This is a genomic window from Methylobacterium sp. AC832 (genome assembly GCF_979256025.1).
The window spans coordinates 36,272-61,439 of sequence record NZ_CEEDMV010000007.1 but is presented as its reverse complement, the minus strand read 5'-3'; the positions used below and the strand labels follow the sequence as shown (position 1 = coordinate 61,439).

The 25,168-nt window shown below is 65.3% G+C and carries 26 protein-coding genes, 1 tRNA gene and 1 pseudogene; 12 read left to right on the top strand and 16 right to left on the bottom strand.

Features of this window, described 5'->3' with window-relative positions; genetic code table 11:
- Nucleotides 1-218 precede the first annotated feature (218 nt).
- From AC0IXR_RS20345 to AC0IXR_RS20325, 5 genes are all read right to left on the bottom strand, one after another.
- Nucleotides 219-295 (bottom strand) — tRNA-Trp (locus AC0IXR_RS20345).
- Between the two features lie 83 nt (nt 296-378).
- On the bottom strand, nt 379-921 hold the full coding sequence (locus AC0IXR_RS20340; RefSeq protein WP_056429672.1) for an RNA 2'-phosphotransferase: 543 nt from the start codon (nt 919-921) through the stop codon (nt 379-381).
- A 121-nt stretch (nt 922-1,042) separates the two neighbouring features.
- Nucleotides 1,043-2,233 (bottom strand): elongation factor Tu, encoded by a 1,191-nt coding sequence (gene tuf / locus AC0IXR_RS20335; protein ID WP_207412100.1) that lies wholly within the window; start codon nt 2,231-2,233, stop codon nt 1,043-1,045.
- Between the two features lie 555 nt (nt 2,234-2,788).
- Nucleotides 2,789-3,481, bottom strand: coding sequence for an NrsF family protein (locus AC0IXR_RS20330; protein WP_471761927.1), 693 nt, complete (start codon nt 3,479-3,481; stop codon nt 2,789-2,791).
- Entirely contained in the window at nt 3,474-4,064 is a 591-nt protein-coding gene (locus tag AC0IXR_RS20325; protein WP_471761926.1) for an RNA polymerase sigma factor, read from the bottom strand. Before AC0IXR_RS20325 ends, AC0IXR_RS20330 begins: the two co-directional genes overlap by 8 nt.
- A 689-nt stretch (nt 4,065-4,753) precedes the next feature.
- Here AC0IXR_RS20325 and AC0IXR_RS20320 point away from each other — a divergent pair.
- On the top strand, nt 4,754-6,211 hold the full coding sequence (locus tag AC0IXR_RS20320) for a PAS domain S-box protein (RefSeq protein WP_471761925.1): 1,458 nt from the start codon (nt 4,754-4,756) through the stop codon (nt 6,209-6,211).
- Here AC0IXR_RS20320 and AC0IXR_RS20315 read toward each other — a convergent pair.
- Entirely contained in the window at nt 6,200-6,388 is a 189-nt protein-coding gene (locus AC0IXR_RS20315) for a hypothetical protein (RefSeq protein WP_471761924.1), read from the bottom strand. The two genes, AC0IXR_RS20320 and AC0IXR_RS20315, sit on opposite strands and share 12 nt — an antisense overlap.
- Before the next feature lie 156 nt (nt 6,389-6,544).
- Between AC0IXR_RS20315 and AC0IXR_RS20310 the strand changes: the two genes are divergently transcribed.
- From AC0IXR_RS20310 to AC0IXR_RS20290, 5 genes are all read left to right on the top strand, one after another.
- Nucleotides 6,545-7,021, top strand: a complete 477-nt coding sequence (locus AC0IXR_RS20310; protein WP_471761923.1) for a CsbD family protein — start codon at nt 6,545-6,547, stop codon at nt 7,019-7,021.
- 90 nt (nt 7,022-7,111) lie between these two features.
- Complete coding sequence (locus tag AC0IXR_RS20305) at nt 7,112-8,029, top strand: PhnA-like protein (RefSeq protein ID WP_471761922.1); 918 nt, start codon at nt 7,112-7,114, stop codon at nt 8,027-8,029.
- 77 nt (nt 8,030-8,106) lie between these two features.
- Nucleotides 8,107-8,310 carry a CsbD family protein gene (locus tag AC0IXR_RS20300; protein WP_056429224.1) on the top strand — a complete coding sequence of 68 codons (204 nt, stop codon included), beginning with the start codon at nt 8,107-8,109 and terminating at the stop codon, nt 8,308-8,310.
- Nucleotides 8,311-8,734: 424 nt separating this feature from the next.
- Nucleotides 8,735-10,144: a TAXI family TRAP transporter solute-binding subunit gene (locus AC0IXR_RS20295; RefSeq protein ID WP_461233116.1), complete on the top strand. Its 1,410-nt coding sequence runs from the start codon at nt 8,735-8,737 to the stop codon at nt 10,142-10,144.
- 361 nt (nt 10,145-10,505) lie between these two features.
- Nucleotides 10,506-12,074, top strand: a complete 1,569-nt coding sequence (locus AC0IXR_RS20290; protein WP_056306583.1) for an integrase arm-type DNA-binding domain-containing protein — start codon at nt 10,506-10,508, stop codon at nt 12,072-12,074.
- Here the strand turns inward: AC0IXR_RS20290 and AC0IXR_RS20285 are convergent.
- A complete protein-coding gene (locus AC0IXR_RS20285) occupies nt 12,056-12,277 on the bottom strand; it encodes a hypothetical protein (RefSeq protein WP_238206022.1) in 222 nt (73 codons plus the stop codon). The two genes, AC0IXR_RS20290 and AC0IXR_RS20285, sit on opposite strands and share 19 nt — an antisense overlap.
- Nucleotides 12,278-12,511: 234 nt before the next feature.
- On the opposite strand from AC0IXR_RS20285, the gene AC0IXR_RS20280 reads away from it, so the two are divergent.
- Nucleotides 12,512-13,054 carry a metallophosphoesterase family protein gene (locus tag AC0IXR_RS20280; RefSeq protein WP_018044271.1) on the top strand — a complete coding sequence of 181 codons (543 nt, stop codon included), beginning with the start codon at nt 12,512-12,514 and terminating at the stop codon, nt 13,052-13,054.
- A gap of 3 nt (nt 13,055-13,057) precedes the next feature.
- Here AC0IXR_RS20280 and AC0IXR_RS20275 read toward each other — a convergent pair whose 3' ends face one another.
- From AC0IXR_RS20275 to AC0IXR_RS20260, 4 genes are all read right to left on the bottom strand, one after another.
- Nucleotides 13,058-13,522, bottom strand: coding sequence for a hypothetical protein (locus AC0IXR_RS20275; protein WP_018044272.1), 465 nt, complete (start codon nt 13,520-13,522; stop codon nt 13,058-13,060).
- 562 nt (nt 13,523-14,084) lie between these two features.
- Entirely contained in the window at nt 14,085-14,714 is a 630-nt protein-coding gene (locus AC0IXR_RS20270) for a hypothetical protein (RefSeq protein WP_018044273.1), read from the bottom strand.
- A gap of 76 nt (nt 14,715-14,790) precedes the next feature.
- Nucleotides 14,791-15,204, bottom strand: coding sequence for a hypothetical protein (locus AC0IXR_RS20265; protein ID WP_018044274.1), 414 nt, complete (start codon nt 15,202-15,204; stop codon nt 14,791-14,793).
- Nucleotides 15,204-15,359: a hypothetical protein gene (locus tag AC0IXR_RS20260; RefSeq protein WP_192216327.1), complete on the bottom strand. Its 156-nt coding sequence runs from the start codon at nt 15,357-15,359 to the stop codon at nt 15,204-15,206. The genes AC0IXR_RS20265 and AC0IXR_RS20260 overlap by 1 nt, the downstream gene beginning before the upstream one ends.
- Before the next feature lie 938 nt (nt 15,360-16,297).
- Between AC0IXR_RS20260 and AC0IXR_RS20255 the strand changes: the two genes are divergently transcribed.
- Nucleotides 16,298-16,957: a hypothetical protein gene (locus tag AC0IXR_RS20255; RefSeq protein WP_238254269.1), complete on the top strand. Its 660-nt coding sequence runs from the start codon at nt 16,298-16,300 to the stop codon at nt 16,955-16,957.
- A 64-nt stretch (nt 16,958-17,021) separates the two neighbouring features.
- Nucleotides 17,022-17,621 carry a hypothetical protein gene (locus AC0IXR_RS20250; protein WP_019904513.1) on the top strand — a complete coding sequence of 200 codons (600 nt, stop codon included), beginning with the start codon at nt 17,022-17,024 and terminating at the stop codon, nt 17,619-17,621.
- 132 nt (nt 17,622-17,753) lie between these two features.
- On the opposite strand, the gene AC0IXR_RS20245 is transcribed toward AC0IXR_RS20250, so the two are convergent.
- Nucleotides 17,754-18,008: a hypothetical protein gene (locus AC0IXR_RS20245; RefSeq protein WP_238254267.1), complete on the bottom strand. Its 255-nt coding sequence runs from the start codon at nt 18,006-18,008 to the stop codon at nt 17,754-17,756.
- Between the two features lie 247 nt (nt 18,009-18,255).
- Here AC0IXR_RS20245 and AC0IXR_RS20240 point away from each other — a divergent pair, with 247 nt between their 5' ends.
- Nucleotides 18,256-18,852: a hypothetical protein gene (locus AC0IXR_RS20240; RefSeq protein WP_155911982.1), complete on the top strand. Its 597-nt coding sequence runs from the start codon at nt 18,256-18,258 to the stop codon at nt 18,850-18,852.
- Here the strand turns inward: AC0IXR_RS20240 and AC0IXR_RS20235 are convergent.
- The 4 genes and pseudogenes from AC0IXR_RS20235 to AC0IXR_RS20220 form a co-directional block, all read right to left on the bottom strand.
- Nucleotides 18,849-19,250 carry a ParB N-terminal domain-containing protein gene (locus AC0IXR_RS20235; protein ID WP_155911983.1) on the bottom strand — a complete coding sequence of 134 codons (402 nt, stop codon included), beginning with the start codon at nt 19,248-19,250 and terminating at the stop codon, nt 18,849-18,851. The genes AC0IXR_RS20240 and AC0IXR_RS20235 overlap by 4 nt on opposite strands.
- Nucleotides 19,251-20,348: 1,098 nt before the next feature.
- Complete coding sequence (locus AC0IXR_RS20230) at nt 20,349-22,019, bottom strand: hypothetical protein (protein ID WP_238254266.1); 1,671 nt, start codon at nt 22,017-22,019, stop codon at nt 20,349-20,351.
- 591 nt (nt 22,020-22,610) lie between these two features.
- On the bottom strand, nt 22,611-22,826 hold the full coding sequence (locus AC0IXR_RS20225; RefSeq protein ID WP_082479311.1) for a hypothetical protein: 216 nt from the start codon (nt 22,824-22,826) through the stop codon (nt 22,611-22,613).
- Between the two features lie 276 nt (nt 22,827-23,102).
- Nucleotides 23,103-23,348 (bottom strand): annotated as a pseudogene (locus AC0IXR_RS20220) (integrase core domain-containing protein); the annotation flags it as partial.
- A 620-nt stretch (nt 23,349-23,968) separates the two neighbouring features.
- Here AC0IXR_RS20220 and AC0IXR_RS20215 point away from each other — a divergent pair.
- The gene (locus tag AC0IXR_RS20215) at nt 23,969-24,142 is read left to right on the top strand and encodes a hypothetical protein (RefSeq protein WP_018044278.1); all 174 of its coding nucleotides are present in this window, start codon (nt 23,969-23,971) and stop codon (nt 24,140-24,142) included.
- A gap of 46 nt (nt 24,143-24,188) precedes the next feature.
- Nucleotides 24,189-25,157: a cation diffusion facilitator family transporter gene (locus tag AC0IXR_RS20210; protein ID WP_018044279.1), complete on the top strand. Its 969-nt coding sequence runs from the start codon at nt 24,189-24,191 to the stop codon at nt 25,155-25,157.
- Nucleotides 25,158-25,168 lie beyond the last annotated feature (11 nt).

Genomic DNA, 25,168 nt, shown 5'->3' with positions numbered 1-25,168 from the left:
CAACAGGGAAAATCGGCCCTGACCGGAAAGCGGACCGGTGCGGAGGCTCTGGTCGAAGCCCGCACCGAACACATTTACCGATCTCGGAATGCGAACGCTCTAGCGCAAGTCCCGGGTCTTGTCGACCGTCGCGGACATGTCGACAGAAAGCTGGAGACACGCTCCGGTTCGACATTCCCGATGGGAGGCCGATCCGGCATTGCGCTTAAGGAAAACACTGGCAGGAGTGGAGGGACTCGAACCCGCAACCTCCGGTTTTGGAGACCGGCGCTCTGACCAGTTGAGCTACACTCCTACGCGGGACGCTCAATGCCCGATCATTTCCGTCGGCGCAAGAGCCCAAGGCGTGCCGCCGCCGAAATTGCGATGGTACAGCTGTCACGGCTCCTCGAACCGGCCAAGATAGGCTGGCGGCACATGCCCGACGAGCCAGACACCGTTGTCCGCACGGTAGAAATGCGTGCCGGCCTGCCACATGCTCTGCGCCGCGACGGTGAGGACGGCTGGTTTCCCGTGCCGCCGGCCGACGCGGCGGGCGGTTTCCGCCTCGGAGGAGAGATGGACGTGGTTCCTCGCGCCGGGCCTGAGGCCGTCGGCCAGGATGGCCGGAACCGCATGGATCGCGGTGCCATGGAACAGGATGGGCGGCGGTTTACAGGGAGCGAGATCCAGGGTCACCTCGACGGAATGCCCCTGGGCCGCCCTAATCCGCGAACCGTCCGGCGACAGGGTGAAGCGTTTCTTGTCACTCGTGGCGACGATCTCGTCGAGGGTAACGCGATCGATGGCTGTCCCGGATCGGAGGGCGGCCGCAAGCAGGGTGTCGATGTCGACCCACCCCTGACGATCCAGGGTGATCCCGATCGCATCCGGGGCATGCCGCAGCACGTAGCTGAGAAACTCGCTGGTTTCCTTGCTCACGACGGGCTCCTGTTTCCCGGTGGCGTTCGCTCAAAACAAAAGAGCCGGCGCGAAGCCGGCTCTTTCGAACATTACAGGTGGGGCGAGCCGCGTCGCCGAAACGGCGCGGCTCTCCGCATTCTCAGTCGTTGATGGCTGCGACGACGCCTGCGCCGACGGTGCGACCGCCTTCACGGATGGCGAAGCGGAGCTTCTCTTCCATGGCGACGGGGACGATGAGGGTGACGTCCATGGTGACGCTGTCACCGGGCATCACCATCTCGGTGCCCTCGGGCAGTTCGCAGACACCGGTCACGTCGGTGGTGCGGAAGTAGAACTGGGGCCGGTAGTTGGTGAAGAACGGGGTGTGGCGACCGCCCTCCTCCTTGGTGAGGATGTAGGCTTCGGCCTTGAACTTGGTGTGGGGCTTGACCGAGCCCGGCTTGCACACGACCTGGCCGCGCTCGACGTCTTCACGCTTGGTGCCGCGCAGGAGCACGCCGACATTGTCGCCGGCCTGGCCCTGGTCGAGCAGCTTGCGGAACATCTCGACGCCCGTGACCGTGGTGGTCTGGGTGTCGCGGATGCCGACGATCTCCACGGTCTCGCCGACCTTGACGATGCCGCGCTCGACGCGACCCGTCACCACGGTGCCGCGGCCCGAGATCGAGAACACGTCCTCGATCGGCATCAGGAACGGCTTGTCGATCGGACGCTCCGGCTGCGGGATGTAGGCATCCACGCTCGCCATCAGGGCCAGCACGGCGTCATGGCCGACGGCCTTGTCGCCGTTGTCGAGAGCCACCTTGGCCGAACCCTTGGTGATCGGGATGTCGTCGCCGGGGAAGTCGTACTTGGAGAGGAGCTCGCGCACCTCCATCTCGACGAGCTCGAGGAGCTCCTCGTCGTCGACGAGGTCGACCTTGTTGAGGAACACCACCAGCGCCGGCACGCCGACCTGACGGGCGAGCAGGATATGCTCGCGGGTCTGGGGCATCGGGCCGTCGGCGGCCGACACGACCAGGATCGCGCCGTCCATCTGCGCCGCACCCGTGATCATGTTCTTCACGTAATCGGCGTGGCCGGGGCAATCGACGTGGGCGTAGTGACGGTTGGCCGTCTCGTACTCGACGTGAGCCGTCGAGATCGTGATGCCGCGCGCCTTCTCCTCGGGGGCCTTGTCGATCTGGTCGTAGGCTGTGAACGTCGCGCCACCCGACTCCGCCAGGACCTTCGTGATCGCAGCCGTCAGCGACGTCTTGCCGTGGTCAACGTGACCAATCGTGCCAATGTTGCAGTGCGGCTTGGTGCGGGCAAATTTCTCTTTGGCCATCGTCACATTCCTAAGACAAAGTCACATGAGCGGTCGCCCAGGGCGGCGCTCGAGGTGTCGAGCCGGGCGAAAGACGCCGCCCGGATAGAGGCTTGGCGTCAGATGATCAAGGGATGATGACTGTGGAGGTCGAATCGAGCCTGCGGCTTGGTCGTCCATTCGCTGTCCGGGCTCTACCTCGGATGCGGAGTCACGCCGTTCCGCAAGCTGGGAACTGCGCGCCGAGCGGCAGCCGGCCGATCCGCGCCTCGCCATTCCGGACCCATCCTCGCCGGAACGTTCGGCGATGGGAACGTGAAGGGAGACGCGGACGGCCAGCGTCGGGTTGGGTGTCCCATCCTCGAACGACGGCACCGGCCGCACGGCCTCCTCGTTTAGGACGGGAACGACGAGACTGTCGGTCGGCGTGAAGATATGCGCCGAGGGAGATGGCACGGTCATGCGTGTCGTCGGCGGACGGAAGGGCCGGTCGAAGGACGTTAGCGCGGCATGTTCTAGGCCATCGCACCGGCCGCCGCGGGGCCCCGCTCGATCGGACGCGCCGCCCCTGCCCGCCTACGGATCGGCCTCCGACGCCGTGGCGGCCGTGCGTCGGCGGGGCGCGCCTTCGAGGATGCGCCCGCCGAGGAGTCCGTTGAGGCCGACCACGATGACAACGGCCACGAGGTGAACCGCCAGATCCGTCGCGGTGGCGTCGTGGGGATGGAACGGAACCAGAAGCACCGCTGCCGCCGCCGCGACGGCCAAGCCTCCGAGAGCCGCCGTGAGGCTCGGGTTCAAGGGGCAGGCCCGGCGCAACATCGTGACGAGCAGGATTGAGAGCGGCAGAGAGACGCCCATCAGGAAGACGAAGCAGCCGCGCATCTCTCCAGTTTCGGCGAGGTTCGAAGCCGGAGCGAGCCAGGCCCGCAGGCAACCGAGCCCGCTGACGCCGAGCCACACAACCAGAGGCGGAATCGGTAGAAGAGCCCAGGCCCGGCTGCGGCCCGGCACGCTGCTCTGGAAGGCCGCGAAGGCTGCGGCCATGCTGGTCAATATTGCCCCGAGCGCGGCATAGCGAAGATCCGGAACGCCGAGGCGCAGTTGCAGGCTGGCGGCGTCGGACAGGGGCAGCAGGAGGATGGCCAGGGCGAGCACGGCGGAGAACCAGGCGACGGCCCGCCATCCCGGCCCCGGCAGCGGGCGGACCGGCGCGAGCGACCGGGCCAGCTCCTCGACGAGACGTTCGTGGCTGGCGGGATCAGACATCCGAGCCCTCCTTGCTGGATGAGAGAGCGGCACGCAGGGCTTTCAGTGCCCGATGGAAATTGACTTTCAGCGCCGTCTTGGTCCGCCCGGTGAGAACGGACGCCTCTTCGAGGGATAACTCGCGCAGGGCGATGTGTTCGATCGCCTCGCGCTGCCCCGGGGGAAGATGGGCGACGGCCTCGGTCACGGCCCGATGCCGAGCTCGGATTTCAAGATCGTGCCCGGGCGGGGGCCCATCATCGGCGCGTGTCTCGTAGGCGATCGGATCGTGGACCTCTCGTGGCCGACGGCTGTCATGGCGCATGGCGTCGATGGCGCGCCGATGAGCGATCGCGCGGAGCCACGGGAGAAAGGGCCTGGACGGGTCGTAGCTTGCCCGCGCCCGGTGGATCGTCAGCAGAGTGTCCTGGACCACATCGTCGAGGCTCGGCCCCTGCACGCCCTTGGCCCTCGCCATTGCGGAGATGACGGGCACGCAGTCTCGCAGGAATTGGCGATAGGCGACGGCATCGCCTTTCTGAGCCGCCTGCATCGCAGTTGCGAGTGACGCCTCGCCGGACGATGGCGTCGATCGGGCGGGCATGGACGCGATGCTTCCGGGGGCTTCGGACCGAGCCGGTAGGACGGGGAAGCGGCTCGAATATGCCGCCTGCGCCAGGCTCATCGCCAAGACTCTAATTCGCTGCCGGGGACTTGGCCACACCGTCCTCCGCCATCGAAATCGCGGCAACGGCATTCCGCCGCGACGGCTGGAGGGCGGGCAAGCGTGCTCATGTGGAACGGTCCCCTTATCGCAACTCAGGTTCGACGGCGGCTCTGAGACGGATTTCGGCGATCACGCGCTTCCGGTTACGTCAGGGGCAGCAATAGTCGCGGGCCGGGGACACACAGGCTCGCTCCGTGACGACGCGACCCCCGTTGGAACGCGGGACTTTCCGCCTCTTGCCTCCGCGTGCCCACACCAAAAACTCTCCAGCGATGAATGAATAGGGCGCGTTGTTCCTCGGTTTCTTTTTAGGTCGAATCTTTATTTGTAAATTGATTTGTCTCGATGTTCAGAGCGTAACTTCTCAAGGTAAAGAACGGGTCCTGTTTCATCAGATAATGAATATTTAAGTTCGCCAATCGTCATCATGAATGGGCGCAACGAAATCAAGAGGGCTGAGTTCAGCGAGATATACCAGTGTTTCGACGCTTTACCCTGGAACTGCTTACGCATGCATCTGTTGAAGGCGGGGCTGTGGCCCGGATCGGGGAGCGGTGGGAGCGACGGTGACACTTGGCGTCGACAGGTACGAACTCCGGCAGATCATCGCCGGCCTCAGCGAGGGGGTGATCCTGGTCGAGCCGGACCAGACCATCGCCTATGCCAACGAGGCTGCCCTGGCGATGCATGGCGTGGAATCCATGGACGTGCTCGGGGAAACGGTCGATGCCTATCGCGAGCGTTTCGCCCTGCGCTACCGCAACAATCGCACCCCCAATCAATATCCGATCGAGCGCGTCGTATCCGGCGAGACGTTCCACGACGTGATCGTCGAGGTGACCCGGACCGACAAGCCGGACGTGACCTTCGTCCATTCCCTCCGCAGTCTCGTGGCCACGGATCGGGAGGGCAATCCGAGTTGCCTCGCCCTCATCCTGAAGGACGTCTCGAACCAGTTCGAGGCCGAGGATCGCTTCGAAAAGACCTTCAACGCGAATCCGGCCCCGGCCGTGATCTGCCGGCTCTCCGACCTGCGCCACGTGAAGGTCAATCTCGGGTTCCTCGAGATGACGGGCTATACCCGGGATGCCGTCATCGGCCGCAGCGTCTACGAGGTCGATGTGCTGGCGGGCGCCCGCAACCGGGACCTGGCCATCTCGCGCCTGAACGAGGGTGGCACCATCCCGCAGATGGAGGCCTGTCTCGATCTGCCCGACGGGGGCGAGCGTCACGTCATCGTCGCCGGCCAGCCGATGGAACTCGGCGAAGAAGCCTGCATGCTCTTCACCTTCGCCGACCTCGAATTGCGCCGGAAGGCCGAGATGGCTTTGCGCCAGAGCGAGGAGCGTTTCGCCAAGGCATTCCGCCTGACCCCCGTGCCAACCGTGCTGGCACGGGCGGACGGTTTCACGATCACGGGGGTGAACGAGGCCTTCAGCCGGGTCTTCGGCCATGCCAGCGATACGGTCGCCGGGCGTTCGCCCGCGGAACTCGGGCTCTGGGTTCACGAGGCGGCCCGCGAGAAATTCGAGAGCGCGGTGGCTCTGACCGGCTACGTCATCGGCCTTGAAGTCTGCCTCTGCCACCAGGACGGAACCAGCCTCGATTGCCTCGTCTCGGCCGAACGGGTCGAGATCGGGGACGATGTCTACGCACTGCTCGTCCTGCAGGACATCACGGAGCGCAAGCGCGGTGAGCGCGACCTGTTCGAGGCCATCGAGACCGTCATGGCCGATACGTCCTGGTTCAGTCGCGGGCTCATCGACAAACTCGCCAACCTGCGCGGGCCGGGAGGCGATCACATGGATGCGATCGCACCGAACATGACGGTGCGCGAGCGGCAGATCCTCGATCTCATCTGCTCCGGGCTCGGTGACGATGCCATCGCCAAGCGCCTGACCCTGTCCCGAAACACCGTGCGCAACCACGCCGCCGCCCTCTACCGCAAGCTCGGCGTGCACAAGCGTTCCGAAGCCATCGTCTGGGGACGGAACAATGGGTTTCCGGCCGGATCAACCGGTTAAATAAAATCCCTCTACCAGTACAAATGAACCATTGATTGGCGGGTGATGCGCGCCAGTTAAGATGTCGAACTGCAAGGCATGCAGGTGTGCGCCAAGAACATCCAATAGATATCTGAACGAGGCTAAGTCTGCAGCAGTGGCGCAGACGACAAAGGCCTCGATCAAATACGTCGTCATCGAAATGTTCGGTGCAGTAAAGATCGCCGTCTAATGAAAAATCGGCGGAAACTTCTCTGATCTGGATGGTTGTCCGAAGCGAAATCGTCGGTCTGGCGTATTCTGGGTAATACCATCGCGATCCTATCGAATGAGTACGTAAACAGGGGGAATACCATGGTCGATACCTATCGGATCACTGGAGTCGCCGAGGAACTCGGTGGGAAGATCCAGGGGGCTGTCGGCAATCTGACCGGTTCGAACCGAAATTCCGTCGAGGGCCGTGCACGCGAAGTCCAAGGCGAGGCCGAGAACCTTTACGGCCAAGCCAAAGACGCGATCGTCGAGGCTGCCACTACCACCCGCAACGCCATCGACGACGTTGCCGGTCAAGACGGGCGTGAGATCAAGGCCCGTGTGCGTGAGGCTCAGGACGCCGCCGGCGAAACCTATGAGCGTGCCGAACGCTCCGTGCGCAATGCCGCACGCGAGGCCTACGATGACGCCGAAGATGCCGATCACAACCTTGGCAACAACCTGCGCCGGGGTGGTCGGGAGATGACCTATCGGGTTGCCGAACATCCCGTGGCCGCCCTGCTGGCCGCCGGCCTCCTCGGCTACGGAATCGGCCTCCTCGTCCACGGGCGCAACTAAGTTCCCGCCATCCCTAGACTTTCCCCTTCGTCCTTCCCCGCTCGGACGACCGAATCCTTCGGTTTGCCGACGACCTTGGAGCCTTGTCACGTGTCTTCTTCCTCCAGCATTCCGGCATCGCCGATCGCCGCCGCCGACACCCGCACCGTCCTGCTGAACCAGGTGTCGTGGGGCGCGATCTTCGCCGGCGCCGTCACCGCCCTGGTGACCCAGGTCATCCTCAACATGGTCGGCGTCGGCATCGGCCTGTCCAGCGTCGGACCGGTGGCCGCCGACAACCCGGCCGCCTCGACCCTGTCGCTCAGCGCCGGCATCTGGTTCATCGTCTCGGGCATCGTGGCCGCGCTGGCGGGCGGCTTCATCGCCGGACGTCTCTCGGGCAAGCCCGTCACGGGCGCGGCCGGCCTGCACGGCCTCGTTTCCTGGGCGGTGACCACCCTCGTCGTCCTATATCTTCTCACCTCCGCTGCGGGCGGCCTCATCGGCGGCGCCTTCTCCGGCGTGACCAGCACGCTGGGCGGAGCCGGCTCGCTGGTCGGCGGCACTGTGCAGACCGCGGCCCAGGCCGCTGCCCCGTCGCTGTCGAAGATCACCAACCCGCTCGACGGCATCGAGCAGAGCGTCCGCAACCAGGCTGCCGGCCAGGACCCGCAGGCCGCCAAGGACGCCGCCGTCGCCGCGATCCGCGCCCTGTTCACGGGTGATCCGAGCCAGAAGGCCCAGGCCGAGAACCGTGCCGCCGACGCGCTGGCCAAGGCCCAGGGCATCCCGGTCGACCAGGCCAAGACGCAGATCCAGGACTACCGCAAGCAGTACGAAGAGACCGTCGCCACCGCCAAGCAGAAGGCCGAGGCCGCAGCCGTGGCCGCCAAGTCCGCCGCCACCCAGGGCGCCTTCTACGGTGCGCTTGCCCTGATCCTCGGCGCGCTCGCCGGCTTCTTCGGCGGCCGCCTCGGCGCCCCGAAGCTCCACACCCTCGCCGACAGCTACGGCGCCCGCCGCGCCTGAGCCCATCCCCGGCCGGTCACCCGCGACCGGCCGGACCTCCCCCTGCGATCTCATTCTCGAACCGAAGGAGCATCCCCATGAGCAGCACCACGGACAAGCTGAAGGGCCTCGCCAACGAAGCCGCCGGCAACGTCAAGCAGGCGGCCGGCAAGGTCACGGGCAACGACACGCTGGTCGCCGAGGGCAAGGCCCAGGAACTCAAGGGCGAGGCCCAGCGCACCGTCGGCGAGGCCAAGGACGGCGTCGCCTCGGTGGTCGACACGGTCACCGGCAAACGCTGAAGCGGCAAGCGAGGCAGAGCACCGCTCTGCCTCCACGCGCATGCGGATATTTCGGCGGAGCCGATTGGGTTCGCGCCGCCTGCCGCACTGTCAAAGAACGTGTCTCGTCGGTCCTCCGTGCAGGCAGCGGTCACCAGCCCCTCGGTCTCACACCAGGTTTGCTGCCGGTCTCGAGCGCCGATCCCCCTCATTCCGGAAAGTCTCGATGCTCCGTAAACTCCTGACCGTTTTCGTGCTTCCGAAGATCATCGCCTATATCACCCGCCGTCTCAGCGGCCGGGCCACCGCACAGCCGCGTCGGCCCCGCTGAAATCGCTCCACCTCGAACTCGCGTGATCCCGCCGGCACGATCCCCACGCTCTGCCCTCCGGCGTGGCATGATGCAGCGTGCCGTCCGGCAAAGCGGCGAGCGGAGTGCCGAGACATGAAATTCGCCGGCCGCATCATTCGCCGTGAATTCGTCTTCCTCCTCCTGGCCGTGCTGCTCGGCCTGGGAGCCGCCACGGCCTACTGGATCTCTCGGGCGACCGTCCTCACCATCGCGGTCGCGCCGAAGGACGGGACCGAGCCGGCGCTGATCCAGGCCTATGCCGATGCTCTTGCCCGGCGGCACAAGGAGATCCGCCTCAAGGTCATCGCCCTCGACGACGTCAGGGACAGTGCCGCCGCCCTACAGGAGGGGCGCGCCGACCTCGCCGTGGTCCGCCCCGATGTCGACTTGCCGGATAATGCTCTGACCCTGGCGATCCTCCGCGATCAGGCCATGATTATCGCGTCTCCCGAGCCATCCGGATTGACGAGTTTCCCCGAACTCGACCGGAAGCGTCTCGCGATCCTCGCGCATCGCGACGCCGACCAAGCACTGATCAAGGCGATGGTGGGGCATTACGGCCTGACGCTGCTCGACAAGGACCCGGATGGACCGCTGCCGCCGCGCCACGTTGCCCTCGTGGAGATGACCGAAGCCGAGCTTCCGGCGGCATTCGCCAAAAAGCGGGTCGATGCCGTGGTTTCGGTCATTTCCCCGACCGCGCCCACGGCACAGCGGATCGTCGGCATCGTTCAGGCGGCCAGCAAGACGCGAAAGGTCGCTTTCGTGACCGTCGAGAACGCCGACGCCATCGTCGCGCGGATGCCGCGTCTGCAATCGGTCACCATGCCGGCCGAGACGTTCGGCGGCAGTCCCAAAGTTCCGGACGAGGATGTCCACACGGTGGGAGCGTCCTATCGCCTGATGGCGCGGGCCGGCCTGTCCCGCCCTGTCGCGGCAGACGTGACCCAGCATTTGTTCGAGCTGCGCAGCGGCATGGCCAACGTCACCGCCGCCGCCGACTACATGCAGGCGCCGAGCTACGACAGCACGGCCGGCGCGACGAGCGCGCGGCTACCGATCCACCCGGGTGCCGTCGATTTCTACGAGCGCGAACAGCAAGGCTTCATCGAACGCTACGAGACCTGGATCTATCTCGTCGCCTTCCTCGGTGGCGGTATCGGCTCGGCATTGGCCTGGATCGGACAGCGTCTGTCGCGGTTGCGCCGGGAACGGATCGAAGAGGCCACCGACCGCCTCCTGCAGATCCGCCAGGAGGCGCAAGGTATCGCCGACCCGACGGGCCTCGAAGGCCTCGCCCGTGAGATCGACGACCTCGCCGGGGATATCGCCAAGCACGCGCTGGAGCGTCCGACGGAGGCGAAGACCCTCTCGGCCGCCGCCATCGCCATCGATGCCGCGCGGTCCACGGTCAAACGCACGATCGCAGCCGGACATTACGCCCCCGACTCCCCCGGATTGGCCGGGCGCACAACAAACTCGGAATCGGTCGCGGCGGATTGAAGGCAAGCGGTCCGGCCCGCCTGCTGGACCGGCCCGAGGCGCTGCTTATTCATGCTGGTCGAGGAGGAAGAGGGGTGCCGCACCGGGGGCGTCACCTGCATGTTCACCGAGAGGGAAGGACGGCCTCACCCGGCAACGTCGTTCGCATCGGTCGGGGAAAAGAGTGGAGCGGGTACCGGGAATCGAACCCGGGTATTCAGCTTGGAAGGACGATCCCCCGGGCTTTCCGCCTCGCCACCTCCCCGGCGCTTCCCGCGCAAACCGTTAATCCTGCATGGCTTTTCCCGGTGGACCGTTCCCGGGGACTCTTGCGGCCGCGTTTCGGACGTGCGGTATCCATGCGGTATCCACGGAGACGGACATGGCGGCATCGCGGGGGACATACGCACGGGAGCGGGCGCGGCTGACGGCGGAGCACCTGAAGAAGGCGCGCCGGATGATCGATAGCGGGACCGTCCCCGGCCGCGGGATCGACTTCTGCGACGACGCCTTCCCGGGGCTCGTGCTCCGCGTGACGCCGGCGGCCGGCAACTGGATCCTCAAGCTCCGCATGTCGACCCTCCGCCTCGGGGACATGGCTTCCGTCTCGGTCGCCGCGGCGCGTGAGGCGGCCGCCCGGGCCCGGCTGGACGTGAAGGATGGGCGGGACCCCCGGCAGGACGTCGCCGTCTACGCGCATGCCATGGTCACGACCGGCGGCGACCACGAGACCTCGGCGGACGCGGCTTGGCCGGTGGAGGTAGAACGGCAGAGCGACGAGGACCGGCGGCGGCACGGCCCGTGGGAATGGCGGGACCTCGTCGATCTGTTCCTTGAGGAGAAGCGGCCGGACCTCGACCCTGGGTACTTCCCCGCATACGCTTCGTACCTGCGCCACAAGGCATTCGACCGGATCGCCCGCCGCCCCGTCCGTGAGGTCACGGCCACCGACCTGCAGGGTATCCGGAACGAGATCATCGCCGCGAACTCGCGCAGCGCGGCCGCCCGGGCCGTACGCCAGGGACGGGAGATGCTCGACTGGGCCTGGTCGAACCATAGCGGCGTGTCCGGCATGGCGAAGGCGACTGAGAAGTGGCCGCTCTGGCGAGACCAGTGGACGATCCGATACAAGCCGGGCAAGCGCAGGCACGCGCCCGAGATCGACGAGCTCGCCCGGACCCTGGCCGTCGCGGAGAGATACCGGACACTCGGTCAGACGGAACACGCGACCGCGCCGGGCACTCTAGCGATGCTGTGGTTCACTGTCCTCACGGGCCAGCGCACGGGCGCCGTCGCGGAGACCGCACGGTTGGACGTTGCCCCCATCCCCGAGGACGCCGGCGTGCCGGGACCGGGTTGGCGCGCCGTGACATGGAGCGCCGGGGTCATGAAGGAAGATCGCCCGTTTGTGCTCCCCCTCCCCCCGGGCGCCTGGTACGTGATCGACCGGGTGCTTGCCGAGGATCCCGACCGTGAGACGAATCGCTGGCTTTTCCCGTCGATCCGGGGGGACGGCCATGTCGGCCAGGGTGCCCTGAACGCGCTCCTCTACCGGCTGCGGGGGAAGAAGGTGACGGGGTCGACGGTCACCGCGCGGCCGCTGGTCGATTATTTCGGGATCCACGGCATCCGGCCTTGGACGCTGCATGACGTCCGCCGGGCGATCACGACGTTCCTCTCGGACCATCGCCTGGGCGGGGCCGCGTCCGCGATCCTGGACCACGAGGCCGGAGTGACCGAGGACGAGCGCGACCGCCGCTCCGCCGTCACGCGCCTTCACTACGACCGGAGCCAACGGATACCCCTCAAGTCGGAGGGCATGGCCCTGTGGGTCGATGCGGTGCTGGAGGCCTACGAGAACGAGCGGGCCGCGCTGGCCGCGCTGCCGGCACCGGTCACGAGGGAACGCACGAAGCGAGGCCCCGGGAGGGCTCAGCCAACCGCCCCCTGACCCTGCCGGGCGCGTCGTTCAGGTCCCAGCTTGCGGGCGAGATCCGCTGGCTTGCCCGCCCGCACGAAACCCCGGCTGACCTGTCGGTCCACGGCCGCGAGCTCCTGGAGGGCATCGCCCAGGGCCCGGCGCAGGGCATCCCGCGCGTCACCGTCGCAGGCATCCAGATAGGCGCGTTCCATCTCGTCCACGACTGTCTCCATCGATTCGCTCATGAGAACGAATGAAGAACAAACGAGGCCGGGAGTCGATCCCAAATTGAGGCCAGGGATTTCTTTACCCTGCGCAAACGTCGCGCTTGCCCACCTCTCGGCGAGCTGCGATCGTCCAGATTCACCCCGCCCCCGAGGCCTCCCCCATGTCGCGAAAAACCCGGGCATTCGCCCCCCTTCCCGTCACCTGAGGAGGACCTGAGCGCGCGCGCCGGCCTCCATTTTATGGAGGCCGTCATGGCCAACTTCATCACTGCGGACACCCATTTCGGGCATGCCTCAATTCTTCATGGTCTGCGCCCTGGGTTCGCCAGTATAGAGGAGCACGATGCGATGCTCATCGAGGCCTGGAACTCGACCGTCCAGCCCGGGGACACGGTCTACCATCTCGGCGATTTCGCGCTCTCGACGCCCGAGTATGCCGGCAAGATTTTCCGGAGATTGAACGGCCGCAAGATCCTCATCGCCGGGAATCATGACCGCAAGAATCGCAAGCTCGGTTGGGCGGAGCAGCACGACGGGATCAGGGAGATCTCCGTCGAGGACCGCCACGTCGTGCTCTGCCACTACCCCATGCGTTCGTGGCCGCGTGCCTATCGGGGGTCGCTCCACCTCTTCGGGCACACGCATGGGCTCTTGCCCGGCACGACCCAGTCACAGGATGTCGGGGTCGACGTGTGGTCGTACCGCCCGGTGACCCTCAGCCAGATCCTCGAACGCATGGCCGCGAGTGACACGCAGCCGGAGGAACGCGTCCTCACACGGTGACAGCTACACACAGATGCCCTCTAGCCCCTCCAGGGCCTCCTCGTCCTCGGCGGTCAGGTCGAGGGGGGCTGGCTCGGGAGGGAGCCAGGCCAGGTGCCTGTCCGCTGGCGTCTTGCCATGCCAGGTGGGCACGACCACAGTCGCATCGTAGATCGCCCAAAATCGACGGAGCGCCACTTTCGCACTGCCGCCCTGCACGAGAAATTCGATTTCACCGCTCGGACCGGGCACGTATGACCAGGCAAACCAGCCCTCCGTCGGCGGCCGGTCGCGATGTCGTTTCGAGATCCAGGAACCCCTTGCGAGCCATACGCCGTCACTGCCCTCCTGGGGACCGACGGCCGACATCGGATAGATCGTGCTCGACGGCGGGGGGTGATGCAGGCCCCGGCGGACAATGACGGTAAGGAACCCCGGGCCGGGGACGATGCAAATGATGTCGGGCCACACACACGCGTCGCCGGGCATGTGATGCCTGCCGCTTTCAATGACGTACCGCAGAGGCCGGCCGAGCCATCTCGACAAACCGGGGAGTGCGAGCCTGCAAATTAAATTCAGGCGCCGCTCCGGCCCTTCCAGCGGGCGTGTCAGTGAATGCCGCTCCCGCCATGGACAGTTCTGTATACCATGGTAGAATGTCATAGGATACAAACGTACAAATTCACTTCTCAATGTAGTTATACGTACTCGCAGACGATTGAATCGATGTCTCAGGCGACCCTTGGTCCAAGAATCGTCTTTATCAGATAATATAAAAGCAGATGCACGGACGAACTCGCGGTCCGCGATATCGAGGCCCGAGAACGCGTTTCGGCAAGCGTTTTGCCACTCCGCTTTCTTCTGAACCCTTGGTGGCGTCCAATATCTGGAAATGTATTTTGTGTAACTCGGGTCGTAAACATACGGATACATATTAGTCTTGGGCATGTGCGTTTGCGTTCCGCTTCAGAGCATGCCAGTTTTACGATCAAGCTCTGAACCAAGGCGGCTCCCTGGGCGCTCAAATGCGAGCGCCCAGGGTCATAGATGACTAACCCTGGGCGGCGTTGATGGGCCGCTGCAGGTCGGGGTCGGCCTTGTAATCGTAGCGTGCCCGGGTGCGGTGACGGGCATCGTAGAGTGCCCAAACGTCCCCCTCCTCACCCGTCCGCCCGTCACCCCCCAGGGCCGCAGCGATGGCGACCGCGGACGTCTCACCGGCACGGATGAGAGCGAGCGCCTCGTGGTAGCCGCTGCGGGGACCCGATGCTTCGCCCTCCGACCAATCACTGAGGCACTGCTTGTACGTCTCGAACTCGCGGGTCGAGAGCCTTGCCCAGCTCTCCTGGGCAATAGCCTGGAGGATGCGCTTCTCGTTGAGCGTCATGACAGAGGCCTTGCGGCCGCCCGGCAGGGTGTGGACATCCCTGGGGGCAAGGGTTGGGGCCTCAGAAACGTCGTCGGGCTCCTCGAATACGACCACCTTCACGGGCATCGCCCCAAGAGAATTGAACGCAGCGGCCGCAGGCCTGGCTTTCGGGACGATCTCGAAGCCGGCTTCAAACAAGCCTTCCATGATGACGGCGGCCCGGTACTCGTTCGAGCGGTTGTCGAAGCAGCGGTCGAGCGAGCCGCGAATGATGGCCTGCACGGGCCGGTGGTCGAAGGTCTTGATACGCATGATGCGTGGTCCTGTCGGTGAAAGGGCTGCGGGAAATGCGCCCCTAGCCGGGCGCCCAGGCCTCGAAATGCGGCGTCTAGATTCTGGTGGGTGCGCCCCGGGCTCCCGGCGGAAGCGGCGGCGGCGGCAGAGGCCGAGGCATCCCGGACGCGACCGGATCGGGGGACGGGCCATCCTCGGCAAGGAGATCGTCGAGGATCCCCACGACCACCGCACGCTCCTCGGGTGACCTGTTTGCGTCCAGGTCAACGCGTTCCTCGACGGGCTCGCCCGCGGCCTCGATCTCGCCGGCGAGGTGGAACAGGATGTTGCGGGCCATGTCGAGCAGGCGGGCATCTGCGTCATCCAGCGCAACCGCGAGATGCTCGCGCCGGATCTCCGGGAGCGCCGGGTCGTCGATCAGGGCCTGCGCGGCGGCCCGTGCCTGGGTCAGGCGGGCCCGGACCTGGGCGATCCCGAGGTTCTGCAGGTTCTCGATGAGATCGCACATCAGACCCCCCCCTCCCGGCGGCGGAGCAGCGTCCGGCCGCGGCGGTCGCCGGGCAGACCAAGTTGGCCGGCGCGCCGGTAGAGCGTCTCGGGAGTGACGCCCAATTCCAGGGCGGCTTGCGAGAGCGGGGCGTGCGCGAGGATTACCCTTCTCATTGTCTCGTAGTCGAGACGTGAGGGACGCCGCGGGATCCTGGTGCCGTTCCGGTACGCGCAGATGTGCACGGCCTGGATCGTGACGCCCAGGCGGTCCGCGACTTCTCGGACAGTCTCCCGTCCCTCACGCGCGCTCTCGACGTCTAAGAGCGTGACAACTGGCTGGCGTGGCTGGGATGTGAGCCCGAGCCCCCTGCAGTGCACCGCAATCGTCTTCTCGTCCCACCCCTCGACGCGGGCGATCTCGCGATAGGTCAGACCGTCGTTGAGGTACTCCTCGCACCGGGCTCGGGGGATCCTGCAGTAGCGCTTGGGTCCCCGGCGGCCGTCTCGACGTACCGGACCCTGCGCGAGAGCCCCAGCGCTCTCAGGACCTGACCGGCCGGCTCCCTCCGTCCGAGCAGGACGTCCGAAACGTGCTGCGGGGACAGCCCCGTCTGGCGTGCCCAGGCGTCCTGCGACCCCGCCCGGCGGCATGCCCCGCGAAGCAACAGCCTGACCTCCGCTTCCGTTAATTCCACCATCCATTTTGTCCTCCGCGAATCCGCCGAGAACATTATATCGCAACCCATACGAGAATTTCCAGGTCCACGTAAATTATGCCTTTGATGTTATACAACCTGGGCGATAGCTTTAGGCTAGATGCCATTTGAACAACAGTTTCAACAACACCGTGTTGTTCAAATCGTTGTCGAAATCGTCGTGCGGTGTTGTCGAAAGAGCCTCGACGGTTTCTGTTGCGATCCGAAATACGATTGCTACATTACTCAGATCCGCAGATTCGAGGATCGCTCATGCCCCACACGACGCCGCCCCACCCCTATGTGCAGCCGCCCGCTTGGTGGGGACTGGAGTGGCAGTCCGGGCAGCTGCACTACACGCGTGGCGGCATGCGGTACCGCAGCCGAGCCGTCCGGACGCCCGAGTGCCAGGAGGCGATGGCCGCGGGCGTGACTGATTTCTCAGCTCTCGGCCTCACGTGTGAGGGGCGTGACCTTTTGTTCTGGCAGGCGCCCGATCACGACCTGGACGCCGTCCAAATCGCAATCGACGGCATCCCGGCCCGGGTCGCCGCCAGGGAGGCGACCCGGGCCGCAGCGGCGGCCGCGGAACGGCAGAGGATCGCTGACCTTATCGACCGGGCACGGGACGAGGCGACGCGGTCCCTAAAAGATCGAAGGTGGTCTTGGGCCCGCCGGGTCGACGTCGATGAGGCTCAGGGCCTCCTCCAGCGCCCGGACCTGGACGTCGCCGACGCGATGCGACTGCTGTCCCTCGTCGAACGCGCGGGCAAGAACGTCGCGCGGTCCGAGGTCAAGTTAGCAACCGTGCACGAGGGGGAGCGGGCCCTGGCCGAGCGTCCCGAAGTGAGGTCCCTGGCTCTTGAAGGGGTCCGTCTCATTACCCGAGAGGACGCGGACTGGGCGACGACGCGCAACGATATTGGATGGTCGAAATCGACAACAATCGACGGGCACGTCCTCGACGCACTGCCGGAGCTCGACGTCGCTCAGGCGAGTCACGCGCTCCGGCTGCTCCGTGTGCACCACAAGCAACTGCCCCGGACGATGGTCGAGAGCATCTTCGCCACGGTCTGATTTGTCGATTGCGAGGCGACCCGGACAATCGAGATCGTCACCCCCCAGCACAGGACCACCGCCCATGAGCTTCCTCGCCCGTATCGCCGCCCTCGCCGCAGCCGCCATCGCCACCGTCTTCGCCCTCATCTTCGAGAGTGGCCGCTGGGTCCTCCGTGCGGTCCGGTCCGCGACGGGTGTCACGACCCCCGTCCTGCCCGCTACGGACGCGGCCGCGGCGTACCTCGATGCGCCTGCCCCTGCGGTTGCACCGGCTCCCTATCAGGGCCCCGCTCCCCGCCACCAGGTTGGCGTGCCTCTCGTTTCCTACGCCCGGCACCTCGTCGCTGGGGGGCCGGCCGCGGACACGTCCACCCTCCCCGAGCCCGTCCTGGCCTGGGCCCGGGGCCTGTCTCATGCCGAGCTCGTGACGCTCGCGGCATCGCTGCCGCACGAGGCTGAGGCCCACGTGTCGGGCACCCTGATCGACGGCCTGCCGTCCCTCACGGGACCCGCCCCCCGTGAAGTGGCCCCGGCCGCGAATGCGGATACATCCGCACCGGCTGCGGACACATCCGCAGAATGGACGTGGACGCGTCCGCTCTCGGACGACCCGGAAGACGTCGCCATCGCCGAGCTCGTAAATCTCGCGATGGAGAGGGACCGCCGCCGCAAGGTGGCCTGACCCCTGCCCCCTCAATGCGAAGGGCCCGCCGGTCATCCCGGCGGGCCCTTTTTTCGTGGTCCGCAAATGGTCCGCAAATAGGCCGAATCTGGCCCGCAGGGGAAAGGCACAACCCCCCCCACGGAATATTTCTCACTGACGGCGGGCGAGACGCAGGGCGCGGATTTCCGCTTGAGCCGCGGCGAGATCACGTGCGAGTTCCGCTTCCCGACGACGGGATGCCATGAGGGCCTGGCCCAGGCGGTGGACGGCGCTCTCCGCATCTGCGTCTGCCTGCGCCCAAGCCTGCGCCTCACGACGCGCACGCTGGCCCGCGACGAGAGCCACGCCGACCGCCATCATGCCGCTGTGCATGCCGTTGTGGAAGTTGTCGGTCTGCCTGCTCATCGTGGTCTCCCCGTCCGCCCAGGAACCCATAGATTCAGCTCCAGATCGCCCTGGCAAGACGATCGTCACGCCAGGGTTACCGTTTCCCTGGGCGTTGGTTGCCTGGGACGTGTCCGAGGATTGCTCAGGCAATAGGGGGGCGACGTACCCGTTACTCCTAGGCAATGCATCGAAAATCCAAGTGGACGCGGGCACCCGGTTTCGCGGCAGGCTCGTCGGTTTCACGCGGCGGTCCGAGCATGCCGGCATGCTGCAGGTAACCATCAAAATCGACCCCCCAGAACGCGACGAGCTCGGTCCGGCGGACATCCGAGCGGCGCTCGTGGACAGCGTGAACGCCCTGGCGGAGGCCGCCCGGCTTCACGTGACCGAAGCACTGCCCATCCACCTCGACAAGCCAACCCCATTCACGATGAAAGCGATCGGGGTGAGGAAGGCCCGCCCGGGGGGCCGGGACGTCGAGGCCGAGGTTGACGTCCTCCCGCTTCAGGCGCGGTACCTCGCCCTTGAGATATTCGGTGGGGTCCGGAAAGCCGGCGATTACGCGACGACCAAGCTCGGACCGTTGATCCCCGGGAAAGACGCTCCCCGGAATGCGTACGGAAACCTGCCCCGCGGATACGTCCAGCGCGTCATGCAGCAGCCCGGCGTGAGATGGGTGAAGCTCCGGCCGGACAAGCCCCCGGCCCTTATCCGACGGCGCAACGGCAAGACGCAGATCCTGGCGCTCATAGTCGAGGAGGCCCGGTACAAGCCGCGGTTGCCATTCTACGACCTCGTGGAGGAGGCCCTGTCCGGGGCCCCCGGGATCGTCTCGCGTCGCCTCGATGGACTGGGGAGCTAGGTCGGGAAAAGGGGGTGCATCCCCGCCCAAGAGGACATCTGAACGTTGACTGGGGGGCCTGTCCCGGCCCCATTATTGACCGACGTCGAGAACCACGTCTCGCCCTCGTCGCGCGTGGCCACGAACAGATAGAGCGCGTTGTTGGAATTCGGGATGCCCAACAGATTGTCGTGCGCCAGGTATATGAGCGTCCGGACGTCCTGGCTGCCGTCCGTGAGGATGACCACGTCGTGCTCGTCCACAAGGAGAGGCTGCGTGAAACCGAAGCGCTCGATTGCGGCTCCGATCTGGGAGATCTGACTGTCCGAGTGCGTACGCGCGTTGCGGTCGTAGCCGCGCAAGGTACGCACGGGTGCGGACTGGATCTCTGCGTACCTAAGACGGACGTCGGTGCGCACCCGTAACCCTCTGATCATCCAGGCGGTATGCGGGGTGCGTACCCAAAAATTTCCGGTGTATGCCGGGCCAGCCTACGGACCCGCGACTCCTGCTTTCGCCTCCCCCCAGGAGGGACCCACTCCACCCCCCCTATCTCGCCCTTTGTCACCGGCTGTCCGGGAAGGGGATGCCCTCCCGTCGCCCCCCTAGGAGGGGTCAGGGAGGGCGACGCAGTACGGACCAGCGCACGGGAGGGATCCTGCCCCGGGGCCGTGCAACGGACGATCCCAGGCCCTCCGAGGCCTCCGGGTACGCAGGGCATCGAAACCGCCAACGGGCATGCCCCTGCATGAAATCGTGCAGGGGTGAGGGACGGAGTGCGGATCATCCCTTGGGCATAGGGATGCCCTTGGGCTACGCCCCTGACCCGTCTTGAGGGGGCGCGAGACGAGCCACCAAGGCCGCACGTATCGCCTCCGTCTGAAGGGGCACGCCACCGCTATCGCGTCCCCGGAGACCCCGTAGGGCGAGGCGGAGGACCTCCCTGGCATCCACGACGCTAGCCACCAGGGGCTCCCCCGGTCGGTTCCCGACCGAGTTGGCGCAGGCCAGGAGAACGTCCCGAAGGGCGTCGACGATAGCCGCATCGAGTTGGCGAGGGTCAGGCGCGCCTGCCTCGCGAAGGGCCTGACGGGCGGCGCGTTTCCTCGCCCGGTCCGCATCACGACGGGTCGCCTTCGAGGCAGGGAGGGATGGGTTCAAGGGGATGCCGGCGGACATGCTCATAGGGTGCGCTCGACCCTGGCAAGCCACAACGAGAAACCCCGTCCTCCGTGGTGCGGGGGACGGGGTTTCGGGGGTTGAGGTGCAACGCCCGTCCCATGCGGAGACAGCTAAAAGATAGCGAATTCAGACGAATTGTACAAGGGGAGAAGCGACGTAACCTACGGTCCTGACAAGGAAAATGTCATCTCGGTTGGCTACCCCCCTGACAGCTTGGGAAGCTCTCCTGAGGCCTCCGGCCCCCGCAAGGTATAGGGTGACCCTAGAGGCTACGCCCCTATCCTACGAGGCTCTCCTAAGGCCTCCGGCCCCTATCCCTGAGGCTATCCTGAAGGCTACGCCCTGACCTCACTGAGGCATCCCCGAGGCCTCCGGCCCCTGACCGTGGAACCCGCTTTCCTCGGGCTACGCCCCCGCTTGAGGGAGGCTGTCTTGGGACCGATACGGTCGGGGACGATGTGCGTCGGGAAGGCACGAATTCCGGCTTCGTTCTCGTACGCACATACCGATTTCGCGATTGCACGAGCGTTAGCCTCTCGCCGCTCCCATGCCTCGAAAATCCCCTCACACCGCTCCTCAGACATCAAGATCCTCTCGGTCTTGATCTGGTACGCGATCATCGCCTCAAGCCTCTCCGCCGGGTCCCAGCGCAAGGGCCGAGGGGTAGGAGAAGCCACGGGCGAGACAGGAACGGAGACCGCCTCAGTCTTGACGACCTCAGGAGACGCGGAGGCGGAAGAACCCACGCAACACCCGGAACCAACCGCCCGCGCACCCCGCGCTCCCATATGTGGGGTGAATCCCCTCTTTCTTGAGGTCTGACAGGGGTTTATCTCGGCGCACGTCGCATCCATGACGTCGGCCATGATGGCGGTCACTCGGGGCCCCTTCGAGGCCTGCGTCACGAAAGAATCGTGCACCGGCAGCGCCGGTATGTTCTCCTTCTCGGACTTCTTGAGGACCTCGACGCACATCTCGCTCTCGATGTGCATCAGGCGGACCCCCATGTCGGCCCCGAGGAAATGGGCGATGGGCTCGTGCCGGTGCGTGACCGCTTTCATCAAGCCCTTCGTGTAGTCGAGGGAGTGCGGCCACTCGCCTGGGCTGTCCTCTTCCCGCTTCATGAGAGACAGGATGCCGCCGTAGGTCGTCCTCGTGTTCATGACGGTGAGGAGCGCCGCTTTGACGTGCCTCGGGTCGTACCCGTCCACGTCGTAGATTTCGCCGACGGGGACTTTCCCGGCCATGGCGTAGAGGAGCCTAGGGTGACAGGCGCTCCAGTCTTCCTCGAACGCCACCTCGCCATTGATGAGGAGCTCGATGCGTCGGGCCTGGGGGAGCTGCTGCCACCAGCCGTACAGGCGCCCGTGCATGTCCCACCGGCCGCGGCCGTAGATCCGGACCATGATGGGCGCTGGCGTGGGGCGAAGGCCAACCCAGCCGCCGGTCTTCTCGGACCGGGCGCGGACGTGCCCCGGCGTGTGGAGCCATCCGTCGCCCTCGGGCATCTCGATGCGGATGGCGCTGGCGGCCTCGTTGCGGGCTTCCATGACCTTGCGCAGGCGCCGGGTGTTGTCCGTGTCAGTGTACGCCATGCGCTCGCCGTCGACGTCCCGGAGCTCGATGACCTCCCTTGGCCCGACATGCTCGAAAGGGCAGTCGTTGAAGGCGGCGATGAGCCGGTCGGTAGCCCGCATGCGTGACTGCCAGCCGTGCGAGGCGGGCCCGGGGAGCGCACGCTCTTCTTCGATCAAGCCGAGGTCCAGGAGCTCCTGCACCGCCGCCTTGACCCGGTCGTACGTGTACGCGGTCCCTTCGTACCGGGACAGGGGCTCGTAGAACCTTTTTGACCGCGAGTATGAGACCCAGCCGCCCTGGCCCGCGAGGGCGGCGCGGACGAGGCTCGTCATTATAGAGTTCCGGGCCTCAAGGGCCCGGGGGTGGCCTATCAGGCTGACGCCGGCGGCGGCGATGAAGGCAGGCTTGGTCCTCCAATGGAAGTCCAAGGGGAAGTCATGCCCCTGGGGGGGGCGATTGGTTCGGGGGGGCATTTTATCCGCATGGTGTCGACCGTGCGCGGCCCGGCACCTCTGCGAGCCCGCACATTCGAAACGTGCCCCCAGCTTAGGCATTTAACCAGTGTTCACAGGGGCCTAGCCTTAACGCCTGAGGTTAACGCGAGACTTACCCTACCTCCTCCCATGTCTTGCCCATACGAAGTCCGTTTTCTCCCATGACACGCCCATGAGTTTCAGTCTGCCTTCACTCTGAGACCCAGGGTGTTCGGGTATGCCCTGGCGGTCATCCAGGAGCCTTGGCGGGGTATGCAAATAAATATGGGATGATGCCATGATCCTTGAGGGCTCCCATGGGAGGTCCATCAATCTCCACGGCTTACCCATGAACACCATCGGGGAAATACGAATCGAGCAAGCCGCCCAAGGAAGGGACCCCAAGGGGGGGGTGATTTCGACAGCTCATAAACCGGCCGTTGAAGCGTTCGATGGTCGCTAAGTCGTGACAAGACAGGCGATGCCGCCGCCCTGCAGGCATGGAAAAAGCCCGGCGAGCTTTACAGCTTGCCGGGCTTGCTCTTTTCAGTCGGCCGCCGCCGCCGCCGCGAGGCGGATCAGACGATTGCGCGCGTAGACTTCGCGTGCACGCTCAAGCTTCCTAGCCTTTGCGGCCTGCCGGGCTGCCTCTTTCTCGGCTTTGATCTGTTCTTCGACATTGGCGTAACTTAGCCCGTCGGGGTTGAACAGGTCGTCGGTAAAGCGGTCGCGCGGCCGTTGCACTGCGGGCTCACTTCCCATGCCCAGGGGTCCTCCTGGCCCGAATTTGGGCCTAGTTATGCTTTTCCGGCGCCTCCATGACCTGGATGAAACTTCGCCCTATGTATCAGATGCATCTAAAGAGCTTATGTCAGGTAACGTGTAAAAATCTATTGTTTTCTTTATGAGGTGCTAACCTTGTCATCTAGTCGCAGGCGGCGGCGCCCTGGTGGGGGCACGTAGTTAGGTTGGCAAACAAGGGTTAGAACGGCTTGTCTCAATATGGTGGAAAAAGTGCAACTATAGACCGACATAACTTTAGATTAGCTCTGTTCCTCTTCTGATCTGGATAAAATTAATCGAGATGTAAATGATTGACACCGAATTATTTGGCGTTAAGCTATCTGAGGTCGTGTGAGGTTGATTTTTGTTATATTGGCGCCACCATTCGTCGATGCTTTCGCGCTAATCCGTCAACGACAGGAACCACTAGGCGTTCAGACATTCTCCCCGTGGGCGGCCGTTGAACAACTCGATATAGGCGGTGTCGGTTGGCTTGCTCGGTAGGGCGGTTGATCTCGAATCCCTTCAGGTGAGAAAGGTGATGTGCCTTCAACCTGCCTGCTGCTCCAAAGCGGTATCAGCGCGGACAGAATGGCGTCTCCGTGCTAAGTGATGCCGGCAGCGACGCTCTCCGCCATGCAGACACCGCAGGTTTGCGCTTCATCCAGCCAGTGATCGAACCCTGTGACATCTGATTTTATCGACGGCTGCTAGAAACAGTGGCTCGGGACGATCTGGCAGAACAAGCGGCTGAGATCGATGACCCTGGCTACATCAGTATGCGCCCAGGTCAGCCGCCGACGTCAATAAAGGGTGTATGTTGGCGTCGACAGGCGGTTCTGACGATTCCATAGTGTGGGCACACGGCTCTTTGAAACTGGCCCTTAACCGCCCCCGCCGAGGATGCAGCACCATACCCTTCCGCCATTCGTGCGGGCACATCCAGACGACTTACAGACCTCGGTCGCCGTCCCCCTTCACCATCATCACCAACTGCCGGCTGCGGCGATGCGACCGACGTTCCAAAAACGAGCCTCCTGCCCGCCACGTAGGAGCCTCCCCAAAATTCACGGCGCGCAAATCGAGTGCAAGCCTACCTAGCGGAGGGCGGACCTTTACTCATGATCGTCGTCGCGGCTCTAAGGTTAAAGGGTGCCGTCATGGCGTGGCCCGACCTGATCGTGGCGGCGGTGATGGCCGAGATCTTCGTGACTTCCTCAATCCAAATTCTTCAGCAGGCCTGGACCGAGCACCAGAGAGACGCCGTCGCGACGCTCCCCGCACCGGCCAAGTGAGCCCCGGTCAAACCCGTTGAATGTCGAAGACCGCTACAGGACGACCATGACGACGAACGACGCACACGCCGGTCACGACCACGGGTCGCATGACCATGAGGCCCATGCGACCCATGACCATCCCGGGCATTCCCACGCCCCGGCGAGCTTCGGGAAGGCGTTCGCAATTGGCATCGCCCTCAATGTGGGCTTCGTCGCCATCGAGGCCACTTATGGGGTGCTGGCGAACTCGATGGCCCTGCTGGCCGATGCCGGACACAACCTCTCGGACGTGCTCGGTCTCGTCGTGGCGTGGATCGCGACGGTGCTGGCCAAGCGCGCCCCGAGCGCGCGGTACACCTACGGGATGAAGGGCTCCTCGATCCTGGCGGCCCTGTTCAACGCGGTGTTCCTGCTGGTGGCCGTTGGCGCCATCGCCTGGGAGGCGATCCAGCGCTTCGGCGAGCCCGCCCCGGTCGCCGGCAAGACCGTGATGATCGTCGCGGCGGTCGGCATCCTGGTGAACGGCATCACCGCCTGGCTGTTCGCCTCTGGTGCCAAGGGGGACATCAACATCAAGGGCGCGTTCCTGCACATGGTCGCCGACGCCGCCGTCTCGGCCGGGGTGGTCATTGCCGGCCTCGTGATCCTCTACACCGGATGGACCTGGCTCGATCCCGTCGTCAGCCTCGCCATCGTCTTCATTATCGTCTGGAGCACCTGGGGCCTCCTGCGCGACAGCCTCACGCTATCCCTCGCCGCCGTCCCGCCGGGCATCGACCCCGACGCCGTCCGCAGCCACCTCGAAGGACTTCCGGGGGTCGCGTCACTCCACGACCTGCATATCTGGGCGATGAGCACCACGGAGACATGCCTTACCGCCCATCTCCTAATGCCTGGCGGCCGGCCCGACGACGAGTTCCTCATGAAAACGGCCGTCGGCATCAAGGAACGGTTCGGCATCGGCCACACCACCCTGCAGGTGGAGACCAGCAGCGACACCGCCTGCATCCTCGCACCCGCCCACGTCGTTTGACCGGCATCGGG